We start from the raw sequence: 14,989 nt of genomic DNA, 5'->3' as shown, positions 1-14,989 counted from the left end.
GGCTCCTCCTCAGCTCTCTCGGGTGCGAAGCCGCGGGTCGACCAGCCGGTAGGACAGGTCGACGGCGGTGTTGACGACGGTGTAGACCAGCCCCGCCACCAGCACGATGCCGATCACCAGCGGAAGGTCCTTGTTGCGGACGGCGGTGACGGCCAGCGTGCCCAGCCCCTGCCGGGAGAAGACCGACTCGATCACCACCGCCCCGCCGATCAGCGAGCCGGTCAGCCAGCCGACCAGGGTGGCGACCGGCAGCAGGCCGTGCCGCAGCGCGTGCCGCAGCCGTACGGCCGCCTCGCCGACGCCGCGGGTGCGGGCCGTGGTGACGAAGGGTTCGTCCAGGGTCCGCTCCAGGCCGCGGCGCAGCACCCGGGTGATCACCGCGGCGGGCGCGGCGGCCAGCGCCAGGGCGGGCAGGACGAGCCCGTCCAGGCCCGGCGCGCCGAGTGCGGGGAACCAGCGCAGCCGGAAGGAGAACAGCGCGAGCAGCAGGGTGCCGAGCCAGAACGCGGGCACGGCGACGCCGAGCCCCTCCAGGACGGAGACCGGGGTGCGCACCCAGCGGGAGCGCCCGGCCGTGAGCAGGGCCGCCGGCACCGCCAGGGCCACGGTCACCAGCACGGTGGCGGCCAGCAGTTGGAGCGTCGGGCCGAGCTGCTGGCCGATGGCGGTGCTCACCGGCAGGTGCAGCACGTAGGAGTCGCCGAGGTCGCCGCGCAGCACGTGGCCGAGGAAGGTCAGGTACTGCAGCGGCAGCGGCTGGTCCAGGCCGTGCTCGCGGGTGATCTCGGCGCGCAGCTGGTCGCTGGTGCCCCGCAGGCCCGTGAGCAGGTCGACCGGGTCGCCCGAGGTGAGGTGCAGGGCGAGGAAGGCCACCGTCACCGCGCCCCAGAGGACGAGGACGGCGCCGCCGAGCCGGCGCAGGGCGGACCGCAGGGTGGAGCTCAGGGTGGATCTCAGGGTGGAGCCGATCGGGTCGCCGGTCACGGGGCGAGCCAGGCGTCGGCGAAGTTGGGGAAGCTCTGCTGCTCGAAGACGACGCCGTGCACCTTGACCGAGGTGCCCAGCACGTAGGCGTTGCTGAACACCGGCAGGATCGCCGCGTCGTCGGTGACCTTCTGCTGGACGGAGGCGTACAGGGTCTTCTGCCGCTGCACCTCGGTGGTGGCCAGCGCCTCGGCGAGCTGGGAGTCCACCTGGTCGTCGCGGTAGCGGGCGGCGTTGTTGTCGATCTTGGCCGTGGGGATGTGCGCACTGCCGAAGACCAGCCGCAGCGCGTCCGGGGAGGCGTTGTTGGCGCTGCTGTTGAGCAGGTCGTAGTCACCGGCGAGCACGCGCTTGACGTAGGTGCCGGTGTCCAGGTTCTGGTTGCGGATCTCGACGCCGAGGTCCTTGGCGGCGGCCTGGACCTGGGTGGCCAGGGCGGTGTACTGGCTGAAGTACTCGCCGATGTAGAGGAAGTCCAGGCTCAGCCGCTTGCCGCCCTTGGTGCGGTACCCCTCCGCGTCGCGCGTCGTCCAGCCGGCGTCGTCCAGCAGCTTCCCGGCGGCCGCGGCGTCGTACCTGTACTGGTCGGCGACGCCCGCGGCGTACTGCGGGGTGGAGGGGGAGAGCGGTCCGGTGGCGGCCGGGTAGACCCCGAAGTAGAGCTTCTGGACGATCAGGTGCCAGTCGATGCCGTTGCGCAGGGCCTTGCGCAGCCGGACGTCGGTGAGCGGGCCCTTCTCGGTGTTCGGGTTGAAGCTCCACGGGACGCCGGGGGAGACGGCGCTCTGCACGGTGAACTTGGCGTCGGCCTTGAGCTTGGCCACGTTGACCGGGGCGACGGCCGCGGCGGCGTCGGCCTGACCGCTGGTCAGGGCGCCCTGGCGGGAGGAGTTGTCCGGGACGATCCGGACGGCGAGCTTGTCCAGGTGGGCGGCGCCCCGGTTGGCGGAGCCCTCGGGGGCCCAGGCGTAGTCGGCGCGGCGCTGGTAGGTGATGCCCTGCTGCGGGGTGAAGCCCTCGGTGCTGGTGAAGGGGCCGGTGCCGACGACCTTGGAGCAGAGCGCCTTCGGGTCCCCGGCGAGGGTCGCGGGCGACTCGATGCCCAGGCTGGGGGAGGCCAGGCCCGTCAGGAAGGAGGAGGCGGGCGCGGCGAGGGTGACCTCCACGGTCTGCGGGTCGACCACCCGGGCGGAGCGGTAGTTCTCGATCAGCTGGGCGGCGCCGGCGGACTTGGTGGCGGGGGCGACCACGTGGTCCAGGTTGGCCCTGACCGCGGCCGCGTCGAAGGGCGTGCCGTCGCTGAAGGTGACGCCGCTGCGCAGGGTGAAGGTGTAGGTCTTCTGGTCCGCGGAGATCTTCCAGGACTTCGCCAGCCAGGGCTGGATGGCGCCGCCGTCGTCCTGCCAGACCAGCGAGTCCAGCGCGGCCCGGCTGAACAGGGCGTCGGCCTGGCCCTGGTGCGGGTCGAGGCAGGTCGGGCCGTAGGGGACGGCGAGGGTGAGGGTGCCGCCGTCCACGGGCTTGCCGCCCGCCGCGGCGTCGCCGCTCCCCGGCGTGGTCGCCGAACCGGCGCAGGCGGCGGTCAGCGGGAGCACGGTGAGGGCGGCGACGAGGCCGAGTCTGGAGCGGAACCCCGTGCTGCGGACGGGAGTTCGGCGGCGGCCGGGGTCGGTTGCGAGGGTGTCGGCCGTGAAAGTGTCAGCTGTCGAAGTGTCGGGGTGCGGTCGCATGGCGGGGCTTCTCTCCGAGACGCGCGGACGGCGGCAGGGCCGCCGGGGGACGGGTCGGGGTCGCCGCGAGGGCCGCCGCAGGGCCAGGAGGTCAGGAACCGCCCGGCCGCGCGGAGGCGCAACGCGGCCGGGTACAGAGCGCGCTGTCGGTACGGGAGAGGTCGATCGCCCGGCGCGTGGCGGCGAGCAGCGGGCGCATACCCGGCAGGCCACGCGTGGCGGACACTCCGTACTCCTAGGGCAGACCGGCTCGCAGGGGAACTGGCGAGAAACGACTCATAGTGACCTGGTTAGTTAATCAGACTGAACTGGGCTGTTCAACTATTTCGGAACCGGCCGGATGCAGCGCCCGGCGCAGTGCGTCCACCTGCGTGGCCAGCGAGTGCCGGCTGACACCGGCCCGCGGGTCCTTGATGTCGAAGCCGTGGTACGCGCCGGGGAACACGTGCAGCTCCAGCGGCACCCCGGCCTGGGCCAGTCGCAGGCCGAAGCCGATCACCTCGTCCCGGGCCAACTCCAGGTCCCCGACGCCCAGGTAGACCGGCGGCAGGCCCCCCAGGTGCTCGGCCCGGGCCGGGGCGGCGTACGGCGGCACCTCCGGGTGGCCGGGCCGCAGCGGGTGCAGGTAGGCGCCCCAACCGGCCAGCGAGGCCGGGCGGTTCCAGGTCCGGCGGTCCCGGATCAGCAGGCTGGAGGGCGTCGCGTGCCGGTCGTCCAGCACCGGGGCGTGCAGCAGCAGGAGCCGGGGCAGCTCCTCGCCCGCGTCGCGCAGCGCCAGGGTCAGCCCCGCGGCCACGGCGGCGCCCGAACTGCTGCCCGCCAGCGCCGGGTCGGCGCCGTCCGCGCCCAGCTCGGCGCCGCTCCGGCGCAGCCAGCGCAGCACGGTGCGGCAGTCCTGCTGGGCGGCGGGGTACGGGTGCTGCGGCGCCAGCCGGTAGCCGACCGAGACCACGACGGCGCCCGCGCCCTCGGCGTACAGGTCGCACAGCGGGTCGAACCATTCGAGCCGCTCGCCCGCGGTGAAGCCGCCGCCGTGCACGAACACCACGGCCGGGCGGGTCGGTCGGGTGCCGGGCGTGCCCGGCAGGTAGGCCCGTACCCGTACCGGCGGGGCGGCCGGGTCCTGAGGATCGCGGGCCACCAGGTCCCGGCGCTCGACGGCCGGGGCCGCGCCGTCCGGGCGCAGCGGGGCCATGCCGGGTACGGGCGTGACGTAGCCCGCCAACAGCTCCCGGTCGAGCCGGGGGGAGATGTCGTCCATGGGCGCGCGGCCTCCTCAAACTGAACTCGGTAGTTCAGATCAGTTCTACCAGTCGGCTGTGCGCTACTGTGAAGTTGTGAACGAACGTGAACTCCCGATGACGGGCCGTGGCCGGATCGACAAGCGCGCCGCCATCCTGGACGCCGCCGTCCGGCTGTTCACGCGCGAGGGCTACGCACAGGCGGGCATCGACGCCATCGCGGCCGCCGCCGGAGTGGCGAAGCCGACGCTCTACAACCACTTCGGGGACAAGGAGAACCTCTTCCGGGTGGTGATGCGCGACGGCGCCGAGCGCACCGCCAACCGCATCGTCGCCGCGCTCGTCAGCCTCCCCGACGACGGGGAGGACCTCGCGGGCGAACTCGAACGCGTCGCGCACCGCGTGGTCGAGTGCCAGCTGAGCGACGAGGGCTGGGCGCTGCAGCGGCTGCTCTACGCGGAGGCGTCCCGGCTGCCCGACCTCTACGACCAGGTCGTCTCGCGCGGCTCCCAACCGGTGCTCGACGTCCTCGCCGGCCGCCTCTCCAGCCTCGCCAACCGGGGCCACCTGGACCTCGACGACCCGTCCGTCGCCGCGTCCCAGTTCATCGCCCTCGTCTCCGGCAACCTGCCCGGCCTCTCCGCCCTCGGCACCCGCCCCGTCGCCCCCTCCGACCTCGACGCCGCCGTCCGCACCGGAGTGGACACCTTCCTCCGCGCCTTCGGCACCACCCGCCGCCGCCCCGGCCGCCGCGCCTGACGCCCGCCTCAGGCGCGGGCGGCGGCGACCAGGCGGGAGGGAGTGGTGCCGTACGCCTCGCGGTGGTCCTGGGCGAAGCGGCCGAGATGGGTGAAGCCCCAGCGTAGGGCGACGTCGGTGACGGTCTCGGTGCGCTCGCCGCGGGCGACGGCGAGGAGGTCGTGGTGGGCGTACTCCAGGCGGACGCGGCGCAGGTGGGCGAGGGGGGTGGTGCCCAGCTGGGTGCGGAAGCCGTTGCGCAGGGCGCGGACGCTGACGCGGGCGGCCTGGGCGATGTCCGCGACGGAGACCGGTTCGTGGGCGTGCTCGGCGCAGAAGGTGACGGCCCGGCGGATCGCCGCGGAGGAGAGCGGGGCGGCGTGCCGCAGGGTCCGCTCGACGGTGTGCGGCTGGGCGTCGAGGAGGCCGTGCAGCAGGGCCTGCTCGAGGTGCTCGCGCGCCAGCGGGGACCGGGCGAGGAGGCCGCCGCGGGCGGCGGTGCAGAAGGTGTGGACGGTGGCCGTCCAGGCCCGGATCGGGGCCGCCCTCGGGTCGAGGACGGGGGCGAAGCGGGCGGCCCGGTGGGGCGGGTCGCCGAGGCGGGTGGCCAGGGCCCGGTCGAGGGCGGTGCGGGAGACGGTCAGGATGCGGGTGTTGCTGTCGTGGCTCCACCGCATGGACAGGTGCTCGCCGGGGCTGACGATGCTGAGCGGCGAGGCCAGTTCCCGGCCGCCCACGATCACGGTGCCCGTCCCGGTCAGCGGCAGGTGCACGTTGTAGAAGTCGGGCAGTTCGCCGGGCACCACTTCGACGTCGACGCCGTACCCGAGTTCGTACACGGCCACCGGGCCCCGGCTGATGCGCAGGAAGCTGCCGGGACCGGAGCGCTCCCGGCCGGTGACGTGCAGCCGGTGCGGGGCGAACTCCGCGGTGACGGCCGCGTGCAGCCGCGCCATGTCGTGGCCGTGGAACAGCAGGGCCTCGCCGTCGGGCTCGGCTCCCGCGTGGTGGGTCGGCTGTTCGGTGGCCGTCGACATCGATCTCCCCCGGTGGACTCCCGCATGGGCCGTGGCCGACGGTAGCCGCGCACCCGGCGGCCGGTCTTGGACGGAATGAACCTCGGCCCGGAGCGGGTCAGGTGGCCACGCACCCGCAGGGCAGCCGTCCGGACAGGAACTCCGCGGGCGTGGTGTCCGCGAACTCCCGGAAGTCCCGGTGCAGATGGGACTGGTCGTAGTAGCCGTGCTCGACCGCCACCTCGTCCCAACGCACCGGGTGCCCCTCCAGGGCGCGCAGCAGCCGGCCGAAGCGGATCAGCCGCGCGACGGTCTTGGGCGAGCACCCGGTCTGCTGGCGGAACCGGCGCAGCAGGTACTGGCGGCTCCAGCCGACCTCCGCCGCGAGCCCCCCGACCGGGATCCGCCCGCCGGTGCTGACCAGCCGGTGCCAGGTGCGCGCGACCTCGGGCAGGGGCCTCGGCCCGTCGGCGGCCCGGGCAGCCACGTAGCGGCGGACGGCCTCCAGCCGCTCCGGCCCGGGCGGCGTCTCCCACATGGCGTCCAGCAGCCGCCCGGCCTCCCGCCCGTGCAGCGCGCCCAACTCGACGTCCTGACCGGCGAGTTCGCCGAGCGGCAGGCCCAGGACGGTGAAGGCGCTCAGCGGCGACAGCCGCACCAGGATCCACGGCGCGGCGCTGTCCAACTGCGGCGTGCGGAACGTCCGCCCCGTCCCCGACACCTGCGCCGCCGCCCACCCCGCACGGGCCTCGGTCGGCCCGAGCCGCCACGTCACCCCGGCGATGGCGGGCATCGACCACGGCCCGGGCGGCATCAGGTTCTCCGCACAGTCCCCGGCCAGCCCGCCCCCCAACGCCCGCCGCCCGGCCGGATACGGCAGGGCACCTTCCTCCGCGCTCTCCTCCGCACTTCGATCCGCGCTCCGCACAGGCGCCGGCATCGCAACCCCCCGTCCCCGCGCGCCTGGCGGGGGCGCGGCCGAAACTCGGCATGGTCCGTGCAAATCCCTGCCCGAATTTTACCCGCCGGGCCCGTTCCTTCCGGAGCTACCGGGAGAGGCCCGCCTCCGGGGTGTAGGTGAGGCCCAGGGGGCCGTTGAGGCAGCGGCCGGTCTCGGGGTCGAGGTGGGCGGCGCGGTGGTGGCGGAGGGTGGGCCAGGTGCCGGGGCGGGGGACGGCGTGGGGGGCGGAGAGCCAGGTCAGGGGGATGGAGAGGGTGTTGAGGAGGAAGTCCTGCTGCTGCCTTCGGCGTTGGGGGCCGTCCTCCGGGTGGTAGCGGGTGTCCACGGGCAGGAGGCCCGCGCGGTCGTAGGTGAGGGGGCCGCCGGGCTGCTGGTACAGGGCGATGAACTCGATGGAGGGGGTGCCGAGGCGTGAGAGCGCGGCGATGCCCGGGGCGCCGGTGTCGCGGGCGCCGCCGTGGGCCCTGCCCGAGGCGAGGTCGTACGCGGTGGCGGGGGTGCGGCCGCGTCGGCCGTAGGGGTGGAGGGGGCGGGCGGTGGCCTCGGCGTGTTCGTCGGCGAGTGCGGCGTGCCAGTCGGTGCGGGTGCGGGTGAGGAGGGCGCCGAGCGCGCCGGTGGGCGAGGTGGTGGTGGGGTCGTAGACCTCCTCGAGGAGGGCTGGGTGGTCGCGGGCGTCGAGGGTGAAGCGGCCGCTCCCGTCCGCCCGTTGGTGGAGGGCGTGCCAGGTGGCGGCCAGGGTGTACGGCGCGTAGACGGCGCCGTCGGGGTTTCCGTGGGCGGGGTTTCTGTGGGCGGGGTTTCCGTGCGAGGGGTCGACGGCGGGCAGTCCGGCGGCGTCGGGCTGCCAGAGCACGGTGAAGGCGGGCTCGGAGAACCACGGGGGGCGGGCGGTTCCGGGGTGCCGGTGGAGGCGTCCGTAGCGCTGGACGAGCAGGTCGACCGGGGCGAGGTCGGTGTGGAGCCGGTCGAAGTCGACGTCGAGGGACTGCTCGAGGACCTGGGTGGCGATGACCAGGAGGCGGCGGGGGCGCAGCGGGTTGGGCACGGCGGCGCCGGGGCCAAGGGCGTCGATCAGGCGTGTCTCGATCGGGAGGCGGTCGCGGCCCATCAGCCGGCCGTGGAGCAGGATGATCTCCTCCTTCCGCCATCCGTGTTGCGGTGCCAACTCCACGGCGGTGCGGTGCAGTTCGACGGACGAGGCGACCCGGTTGCGGACCACCGCGGTGATGCCGCCGCCCGCCGCCTCGCGCAGCAACTGGGCGGCGAGGCCCTTCGGCCCTGGCAGCGGCCGCAGGCGCACCTCGGTACCGGCCCGGCCCGCGGGGACCGCGGTACGGCGAACGGTTCCGTGCCGGTCGACGACGGTGACGGGCCCGGTCTCCCCGCTGTCCCGGACGGTGACCCGCTGCCCCGTGCACCACGCCTGGACGAGCGCCTCCCGGACGGGCACGGGCAGCGTCGCGGAGAGGACGACCACGGACGCGCCCGCGTCCGCGAGCCATTCGACGGCCGCGCCGAGCATCCGCTGCTGGAAGAGCTGGTAGGCGTGGGCCTCGTCGATGACGACCGCCTTCCCCGCGAGGCCGAGGAAGCGGAGCATCCAGTGGCGGTTGCGCTGCGGGACCAGGACGACCTGGTCCACCGTCCCGATCCCGAACGTCGAGACCAGGCCGAGGCAGCTTCGCAGGTACCAGGGGTGCAGGACGGCCTCGCCGGGCTCGCCGCTGTCGTGCGAGGCCGCGGCGACCGAGTCGGGCAGGGAGCGCAGGGCGTTGTGCTGCCGGGTGGTGGAGGCGTCGATCAGCCGGTGGACCAGGTCGGTGGCCTCGGCGGCGGCGTGGACGACCGCGAGGTTGGCGGCGCCGTCGGCCGAGCGCCTGACGAACCTCTCCAGCTCGCCCGCCGCCTGGTTGGTGGCGGCCCGCGTCGGCATGGCCATGAACAGGCCCTGGTGGCCGCAAGTCCGGGCGAGGTGGTGGGCGACGGCGAACGCCAGTTTGGTCTTCCCGGAGCCGGTGCCGGACTCGACGACGACCAGGGCCGGGCCGTCCAGGGGCAGCGCGGCGAGGGCGGCGCGCTGGAACGGGCGGGGGGTGGTGCCGGGGAACAGCTCGGGCCAACTCCTGGGCGCCGGGCGCCACTTGTCGAGGGCGAGGACGGTGATCGCCTCCCGGGCCTGACGCCGGGACTCGGCCCACCAGTCGGCCGTCGCCGTTCCGGGGTGCCGGTAGGTGAAGTGGTCCTCGCTGGAGGCGATCCAGTCGGCCAGGATGACGAGTCCGGTGAACATCGGCAGGACGGACGGCCGTTCGGGCCTGACGAGGTTCGGCAGGGCGGCGAGGTCCACGCCGATGAGCCCGGCCGCCTCCGCGGCGAGGCTCCGGTAGACGGGCTCCCACGCCTCGATCGGGGCGGCGCCCGAGGCCCGCTCGACGGTGTCCAGGTCGGGGATGTGCCCGTGGCGGCCGCCGAGCAGCAGCGCGACGGCGTGCAGGCCGGGGAACTCCTCCCCGCCCCCACCGCAGGGCCCGCACCCGCAGCCCAGGACCCGGGCCAGGTGCGCCGCCGTGATGTGCTCGTGCCGGGCGTCGACCTGCCCGTCGGGATGGGTGTCGCCGGGGAGCCGGGCGGCGGAGGCCCGGGCCCGCCAGGCGTCCAACTCGCGTGTCCTGAGCAACAGATCGTCGTTGCGGCCGGTGCCGAAGGTGCGGAGGAAGCAGCCGGAGCCCTTGCCCAGGTCGTGCAGACCCGCGAGCAGCATCACGACCCGGCGCGCGGTCTCCGCGTGGCCGCCCCCGAACGCCTCCGCGAGCCGCAGCCGCATCCCGGGCGTGAGGTACCGCTCCCACAGCTGCCCCACGCACGCGGCCGTGTCGAGGACGTGCGCCGTGAGCGGGTTCCACGCCGGACCGCCGTTGCCACGGGACCGGCGACTGCGGTCGGTCTTGGCCCAAATAGCGTGGTGGGTGGCAATATTGGAGATCTGACGGTCTGTCAAGTCCCTGCTCCCGGAGCTGCTAGGGTCGTGCCGCGACGACGGCCCCGACGGAGCCTGGGAGATCGACGGCTTCGTGCGTGCGCCGGTTCGCGGCCGCGCCGTGACCTCGCGGAAGGGAGGGGCGGACATGCGATTCGATCCACGCCGCCAAGCATGTATCCCGGTACTGACAATCGACGGTCAGCGGGCGGCCGGCGGTGAGCGGGCAACCGACGGCGAGCGGGCGACCGACGGAGGGCCGGACCGGACGGGCCTCGCCAAGGTCTCCGCCGTCCGCGCGCTGCGCGACGCCGACCGGATCGCCGCCGTGCACGGGCGGACCCCGGGGGAGACCGTCGCGGTGATCGAATGGCTGCTCGGCGTGCTCTACGCCGCCGACTGCCACCCGGAGACGTCCGGCGAGTGGCTGGCCCGGGTGGAGGAACGCGAACCGCTCACCCGCGCCGCGGACTGGCTCGCCGAACACGACGGCGTGTGGGACCTGTTCGACCCCGAGCGCCCGCTGGGCCAGAACGCCGCCCTGCGCAGGCACCTGGACGCCTTCGGCGCCGGGCCGGCCCAACTGGTGATCGAACAGGCCGGCGACTACAACCAGCACTTCGACCACCGTCACCTCCACCACGCCGAACCCCTCCCGGCCGACGCCGCCTGGCGCGCCCTGCTCACGCAGCACACCTTCGGCCAGGGCCGCCGCGCCCGTATCCAGGCCAAGGAGATGGGCCTGCCCGCGCCGTTCACCAACCTCTCCACCTGCCGTCTGGGTTCGCGCATCCGGGTCCTCGCTCTCGGCCCCACCCTCGGCGACACCCTGCGGCTCAACCTCGCCCCCTGGGACGGGGAACCGGGCACGCTCAACCTGACCTGGGGAGACCGCGAGCGCCGACCGTTCCGCCGTACCGGCGCCCACGAGACCCGCAGGCCCGACGGCCCCGCCGACCTCCACACCGTCCTCGGCCGCTCGATCGCCCTGCGCCCGGCGGCCATGCCGGACGGCGCACCGGGAGTCGACCGGGTCCTCGTCGGTCCGGGGGAGACGCTCGCCGAACTCCCCGACGTCCACCGCCAGGACGAGGTCCTGGTCATCCGCGCCGGAAAGCCGGTGACGCTCAAGCCCCAGGCGTCCCGGGAGCTGTGGCGCGAGTCGCACGCGCTGTACGCCGCCATCGCCGAACGCGTCAAGGGCAACGACCTGTACGGGCGCCTCGCCCTGCTGCGCCGCGACCGTCCGGAGCTGTGGGCGGTCGGCCTGCTGGCGGACAAGGGCCGGCCGATCGCCTGGGTGGACGACCGCTTCCCGTTCGTCCCCGGGCGTGAGGCGGGCCTGCGGCAGGCGAGCGAACAGGGCTCGGCCGTGGCCGAGTACGCGGCCGGCGCGCTGCGGGCCGCCGCCGTCACCGCCTGCGAGTCCGTCTACGCGAACCCCAAACCGGCCGACAAACCGGCCCAGTTGGCCCGCTTCAACGGCGAGCCCGAGATGTGGGCGGGAGCCGGACCCGAGTTCCACGCCCTGCTCGACGCCGTCGCCGACGGCCACCCGGTCGCGGAGGCGCTGCACCGGTACGGGGCCGAGATCAGGGCGCTCGCCACGGAGGCCCTGAAGGCCAGGCTGGACAGCCTCCGCCTCACCGGCCGGGAGCTGAGGGCGCACACGCTGGCCGTGAAGCGGCTCCGGGACGCCCTGAACCACCGCGACGCGCCCAACCCGCTGAAGGAGACCGCCCCTTGACCGTTCCCGCGTTCACCCCCGTGCCCGCCCCCGTCCCCGCCTCGGTGACCGCCCCCGGTAAGCAGCTCACCGCCTGGCTCTGCGGCCTCGTCCGCGCCCGGGAGTACGGGCAGTTGGCCGACCTGCGCCGCCCGGCCGCCGTGACGCGGGCCCGCTGCGTCGCCGCGAGGTACGCGCCCTCCGAGGAGGCCGAGCCGGTCTTCGAGCACGTCGCCTTCCTCTTCGCCCGCTACCACGCCGGACGGCAGGAGCCGTCCCCGGGCTCGGGGGACGTCGGGGCCGCCCTCGGCCGCATCGGCACGGGGGCGGGGCGCGGGCAGGCCAACCCCGGTGCGGTGCGGCTGCTGGACCGCGTCGTCGCCTCCCGCAGGGTCCCGTGGCGCCACCTCCAGCACGTGGTCGAGCGGGCCAGGTCCTGCGACACCGTCCCCCCGTCCTGGGCGGTGCTCACCGAGGACCTCGCCGGCTGGTCCGGCAGGGGGCGGCCGGTCCAGTACCGGTGGGCCCGCTCCTTCTACACGCCGACCTACGGCCCGACCCACGGCCCGAGCCACGGCCCGGCCCACGCCTCGATCCACGGAGACAGCAAGTGACCAGCACCGCAGAGCCGTCGACCACCCCGGCCGCCACCCTCACCGACGCGCAGTACCTCTCCCTGCACCTCCTGGAGACCATGGTCGCCGTCCTGCCGGTGCGCGACGAGAACGGCATGCCCAAGTCGATCAGCCTCGGCGGCGACCTCCGTACGATGATCACCTCCCAGGCCCGCCGCCGCGCGGAGCGCACCTACTCCCGCAACCGCGCCAACGCGGGCGACGGCCCCCTGGCCGGCTACACCATGGGGCTGCGCACCCGGGAGTGGGCGAAGATCACCGCCACCGCACTGGAGGCCGGGGGCTGGGAGAAGGGGACCGCCCTGGCCACCGCCAAGGCCGTACTGAGCGGCATCGGGCTGAAGTTCGGCGACAAGCCCAACACCGCCGACCTCACCAAGGTGCTGCTGTTCGCCCCCGAGACCGCCGGCGAGGTCCTCGCCGGGAAGCTCCTCGAGCAGCGCGCCGCCGTCGCCGAGTGGAGCGCCGGGTACGTGGCCGCGCAGGAGGCCGCGGCGGAGCGGAAGGCGCTGGCCGCCGCCAAGCGCCGCGCCCAGGCCAAGGACCGCAAGGAGGGGCGGGTGCCCGTGGAGGAGCCCCAGGAGAGCGGCGGCGAGGCCGGGGACGAGAAGCTGCCCGTCCTGCCGAAGGACCTGCGCGCCGCCGTCCTCACGGCCCTGGCCCCCGGCGACGCGATCGACATCGCCCTCTACGGCCGCTTCCTCGCCGAGATCGCCGAGTCCCCGAACGTGGACGGCGCCGTCCAGACCGCCCACGCCTTCACCGTCCAACCCGCCGAGCACATCGACGACTTCTACTCCGCCGCCGACGACGCCAAGCTCGACCGCCGCAACCGCGCCCGCACCAGCGCCCTCGACCACCTGGACGCCGCCGAGGACTCAGGCGCGGGCATGACCGGCTACCAGTCGCTGGTCTCCGGCACCTTCTACCGCCACGCCGTCCTGGACCGCCACAAGCTGCGCGCCAACCTGAGGGCCGCCGGGATGCCGGCCGAGCGGATCGAGGCCGCGGCGGCCGCCGCCGAACTGGAGGTGGTCGACGCCTTCGTCAACTCCCAGCCGAGGGCCAAGACCAACACCACCGCCTCCACCGGCTCCCTCCCGAAGCTCGTCATGGCCTTCGACGGCAAGCGCCCGTTCAACTACGGCCTGGCCTTCGAGAACGCCGTCTTCGAGGAGGAGGACGGCCCGGCCTCCCTGGAGGCCACCCGCCGCCTCCTCGCCCAGCACGCCCTCGTCCTGCGCAAGCGCGAGGACATCAGCCCCGCCCGCCTCCTCACCTACGACCTCGCGGTCGAGCGCCTGCTCGGCGAGGAGGCGCAGGACGGCGGCCTGCCCGGCCGCGAGGTCCACTCCGTCGAGGAGCTGACCCGACCGTGACGGAGTCCGTCCTCCTCGCCCGGCTCGCGGCGCCCCTCCAGTCCTGGGGCACCGCCTCGCACTTCGAGCGGCGCGACACCCAGTTGCGCCCGTCCAAGTCGGGGTGCGTCGGGATGGTCGCCGCCGCCCTCGGCCTCGACCGCGCCGACGACATCGGCCGCCTCGCCGCGCTGCGGTTCGCCGTACGGGCGGACCGCCCCGGCAGCCCCGTCCACGACTACCAGGTCGTCGGCGGCGGCCCGATGCCGCTGCGGCCGCGCGACCTGATCACCGACCACAGGCGCGCCGAGGCGGCAGCCGTCCACCTCGACGGCGAGCGCGGCCCCGTCTTCGGCGCCGCCGCCCGCACCGCCCTCGCCTCCTGGTACGGCTCGCCGAAGGAGATCGCGCCGGACGAGCGAACCGGGGCCCTCGCCGCCGGGAACCTGCGCCGCGACCCGATGCAGACCTACCGCTGGTACCTGGCGGACGCCGCCTTCGTCACGGGCTTCGAGAGCCGGGACCGCGACCTGCTGGAGCGGATCGCCGACGCCCTGGAGCAGCCGAGAAGGCTGCTCTGGCTCGGGCGGAAGTCCTGCCCGCCCTCCGGGACCGTCGCCGCCGGGGTGCACCCCGGCCGGCTGGAGACCGTCCTGCGGTCCACGGCCCTGCTGCCCAACGCCACCGCGAGGGCGCCCTGGTTCTGGTGCGAGGTCCCGCCGGGCACCGCCGGCGCGAGCCGGACCACCGACCAGCCCGTCACCTTCGACCCCGAGCACCGCATGCACGCGGCCCGCTGGGAGACCCGCACCCGCCTCACCCCCGACCCGGACCCCGCCATCGGCTGGGAGGACCTGATCCCATGACGGCCCGACTGATCACCTGCCACAGCATCCTCGCCCTGGACGCCCGGCACCCCCTCGCGGCCCGGAGCCTGCTCGACGCCCAGGACATGCACCGCCTGGTGATGGGCGGCTTCCGCGGCTGGGTGGAGGACGGCGAGCGGGACCCTCGCGCGCAGATGGGCATCCTGTCGACGTGGAGCGTGGACCTCAGGTCCGACACCCTGCTCCTGGTCGTGCAGTCCAAGGTCACCCCGGACTGGTCCTTCATCCCCCGGGAGGCGTTCACCCGCAGGATCGAGACCATCGGCGTCGACCAACCCCTGTGCAAGGGTGACGGGTTCACCTTCCGTACGGTCCTGAGCGCACTGACCTCCCGCCCCGACGGCCGGCCCGGGGCGAGGCGCTCCCCGAAGCACCCGGCCGTCCGGCCCGACCAGGTCCGCGACTGGCTGATGAAGCGCTCCCAGCCGACCGTCGACGCACCGGGCCCGACGGCCGACAGCGGGGTGCGCCTCCTCGGGGCCGAGATCGACCCCCGCTCGCTCGCCGTCCGCATGCTGCCGCCGGTGACGAGCCGCCACCACGCGGGCCTGAAGATCACCCGCTCCGAGGTGCGGGGCCACCTGGCGGTGACAGACCCCGAGGCGCTCCACCGCACCCTGACCGACGGCCTCGGCTCCGCCCGCGCGTACGGCTGCGGCCTGCTGCTCGTCCGGCCGGGCGGCCCGGGGCAGGGGTAGCGGGGCCAGCGGGCGGCGCCACCCCTGCCCCGTCACCC

At 74.8% G+C, this 14,989-nt stretch carries 13 protein-coding genes; 6 read left to right on the top strand and 7 right to left on the bottom strand.

The features are described from left to right. Window positions 1–9 precede the first annotated feature (9 nt). The 4 genes from IH61_RS0128760 to IH61_RS0128750 all read right to left on the bottom strand — a co-directional run bounded on the left by IH61_RS0128760 (window position 10) and on the right by IH61_RS0128750 (window position 3,975). The gene (locus tag IH61_RS0128760; protein ID WP_234327374.1) at window positions 10–984 is read right to left on the bottom strand and encodes an ABC transporter permease; all 975 of its coding nucleotides are present in this window, start codon (window positions 982–984) and stop codon (window positions 10–12) included. Continuing rightward, window positions 981–2,714 carry an ABC transporter substrate-binding protein gene (locus IH61_RS0128755; RefSeq protein WP_078911466.1) on the bottom strand — a complete coding sequence of 578 codons (1,734 nt, stop codon included), beginning with the start codon at window positions 2,712–2,714 and terminating at the stop codon, window positions 981–983. Before IH61_RS0128755 ends, IH61_RS0128760 begins: the two co-directional genes overlap by 4 nt. Before the next feature lie 91 nt (window positions 2,715–2,805). After that, on the bottom strand, window positions 2,806–2,940 hold the full coding sequence (locus tag IH61_RS49715) for a hypothetical protein (RefSeq protein ID WP_267884071.1): 135 nt from the start codon (window positions 2,938–2,940) through the stop codon (window positions 2,806–2,808). A 72-nt stretch (window positions 2,941–3,012) separates the two neighbouring features. Then, entirely contained in the window at window positions 3,013–3,975 is a 963-nt protein-coding gene (locus IH61_RS0128750) for an alpha/beta hydrolase (RefSeq protein ID WP_051838220.1), read from the bottom strand. Between the two features lie 76 nt (window positions 3,976–4,051). On the opposite strand from IH61_RS0128750, the gene IH61_RS0128745 reads away from it, so the two are divergent. Continuing rightward, window positions 4,052–4,714 (top strand): TetR/AcrR family transcriptional regulator, encoded by a 663-nt coding sequence (locus tag IH61_RS0128745; protein WP_031075077.1) that lies wholly within the window; start codon window positions 4,052–4,054, stop codon window positions 4,712–4,714. An 8-nt stretch (window positions 4,715–4,722) separates the two neighbouring features. Here the strand turns inward: IH61_RS0128745 and IH61_RS0128740 are convergent, their stop codons facing one another. The 3 genes from IH61_RS0128740 to cas3 form a co-directional block, all read right to left on the bottom strand. Next, entirely contained in the window at window positions 4,723–5,730 is a 1,008-nt protein-coding gene (locus IH61_RS0128740) for an AraC family transcriptional regulator (protein ID WP_051838217.1), read from the bottom strand. Window positions 5,731–5,827: 97 nt separating this feature from the next. Beyond that, a complete protein-coding gene (locus IH61_RS0128735; RefSeq protein WP_158845375.1) occupies window positions 5,828–6,523 on the bottom strand; it encodes a helix-turn-helix domain-containing protein in 696 nt (231 codons plus the stop codon). A gap of 232 nt (window positions 6,524–6,755) precedes the next feature. Then, window positions 6,756–9,668: a CRISPR-associated helicase Cas3' gene (cas3, locus tag IH61_RS0128730; RefSeq protein ID WP_158845372.1), complete on the bottom strand. Its 2,913-nt coding sequence runs from the start codon at window positions 9,666–9,668 to the stop codon at window positions 6,756–6,758. Window positions 9,669–9,795: 127 nt separating this feature from the next. Between cas3 and IH61_RS0128725 the strand changes: the two genes are divergently transcribed. Genes IH61_RS0128725 through IH61_RS0128705 form a run of 5 tightly spaced genes read left to right on the top strand, consistent with a single transcriptional unit; the run spans window position 9,796 to window position 14,951 of the window. Then, window positions 9,796–11,394 carry a type I-E CRISPR-associated protein Cse1/CasA gene (locus IH61_RS0128725; protein ID WP_078911464.1) on the top strand — a complete coding sequence of 533 codons (1,599 nt, stop codon included), beginning with the start codon at window positions 9,796–9,798 and terminating at the stop codon, window positions 11,392–11,394. Then, window positions 11,391–11,987, top strand: a complete 597-nt coding sequence (gene casB, locus IH61_RS0128720; RefSeq protein WP_063763290.1) for a type I-E CRISPR-associated protein Cse2/CasB — start codon at window positions 11,391–11,393, stop codon at window positions 11,985–11,987. The genes IH61_RS0128725 and casB overlap by 4 nt, the downstream gene beginning before the upstream one ends. Further along, entirely contained in the window at window positions 11,984–13,387 is a 1,404-nt protein-coding gene (locus tag IH61_RS0128715; protein WP_037973486.1) for a type I-E CRISPR-associated protein Cas7/Cse4/CasC, read from the top strand. The genes casB and IH61_RS0128715 overlap by 4 nt, the downstream gene beginning before the upstream one ends. Further along, window positions 13,384–14,232: a type I-E CRISPR-associated protein Cas5/CasD gene (cas5e, locus tag IH61_RS0128710; RefSeq protein ID WP_031075065.1), complete on the top strand. Its 849-nt coding sequence runs from the start codon at window positions 13,384–13,386 to the stop codon at window positions 14,230–14,232. Before IH61_RS0128715 ends, cas5e begins: the two co-directional genes overlap by 4 nt. Beyond that, entirely contained in the window at window positions 14,229–14,951 is a 723-nt protein-coding gene (locus IH61_RS0128705; RefSeq protein ID WP_031075063.1) for a type I-E CRISPR-associated protein Cas6/Cse3/CasE, read from the top strand. Before cas5e ends, IH61_RS0128705 begins: the two co-directional genes overlap by 4 nt. Window positions 14,952–14,989 lie beyond the last annotated feature (38 nt).

Source organism: Streptomyces sp. NRRL WC-3742 (assembly GCF_000720635.1).
Classification (GTDB): Bacteria; Actinomycetota; Actinomycetes; order Streptomycetales; family Streptomycetaceae; genus Kitasatospora.
Note: the sequence above shows the minus strand (reverse complement) of the source record. Positions and strands in the feature narration are given on the sequence as shown.

Coding starts and splice junctions, on each gene's coding strand:
- IH61_RS0128755 (WP_078911466.1), bottom strand. CDS start 2,714: ATGCGACCGCACCCCGACACTTCGACAGCTGACACTTTCACGGCCGAC.
- IH61_RS0128750 (WP_051838220.1), bottom strand. CDS start 3,975: ATGGACGACATCTCCCCCCGGCTCGACCGGGAGCTGTTGGCGGGCTAC.
- IH61_RS0128740 (WP_051838217.1), bottom strand. CDS start 5,730: ATGTCGACGGCCACCGAACAGCCGACCCACCACGCGGGAGCCGAGCCC.
- IH61_RS0128735 (WP_158845375.1), bottom strand. CDS start 6,523: ATGCCGCCCGGGCCGTGGTCGATGCCCGCCATCGCCGGGGTGACGTGG.
- IH61_RS0128725 (WP_078911464.1), top strand. CDS start 9,796: ATGCGATTCGATCCACGCCGCCAAGCATGTATCCCGGTACTGACAATC.
- IH61_RS0128705 (WP_031075063.1), top strand. CDS start 14,229: ATGACGGCCCGACTGATCACCTGCCACAGCATCCTCGCCCTGGACGCC.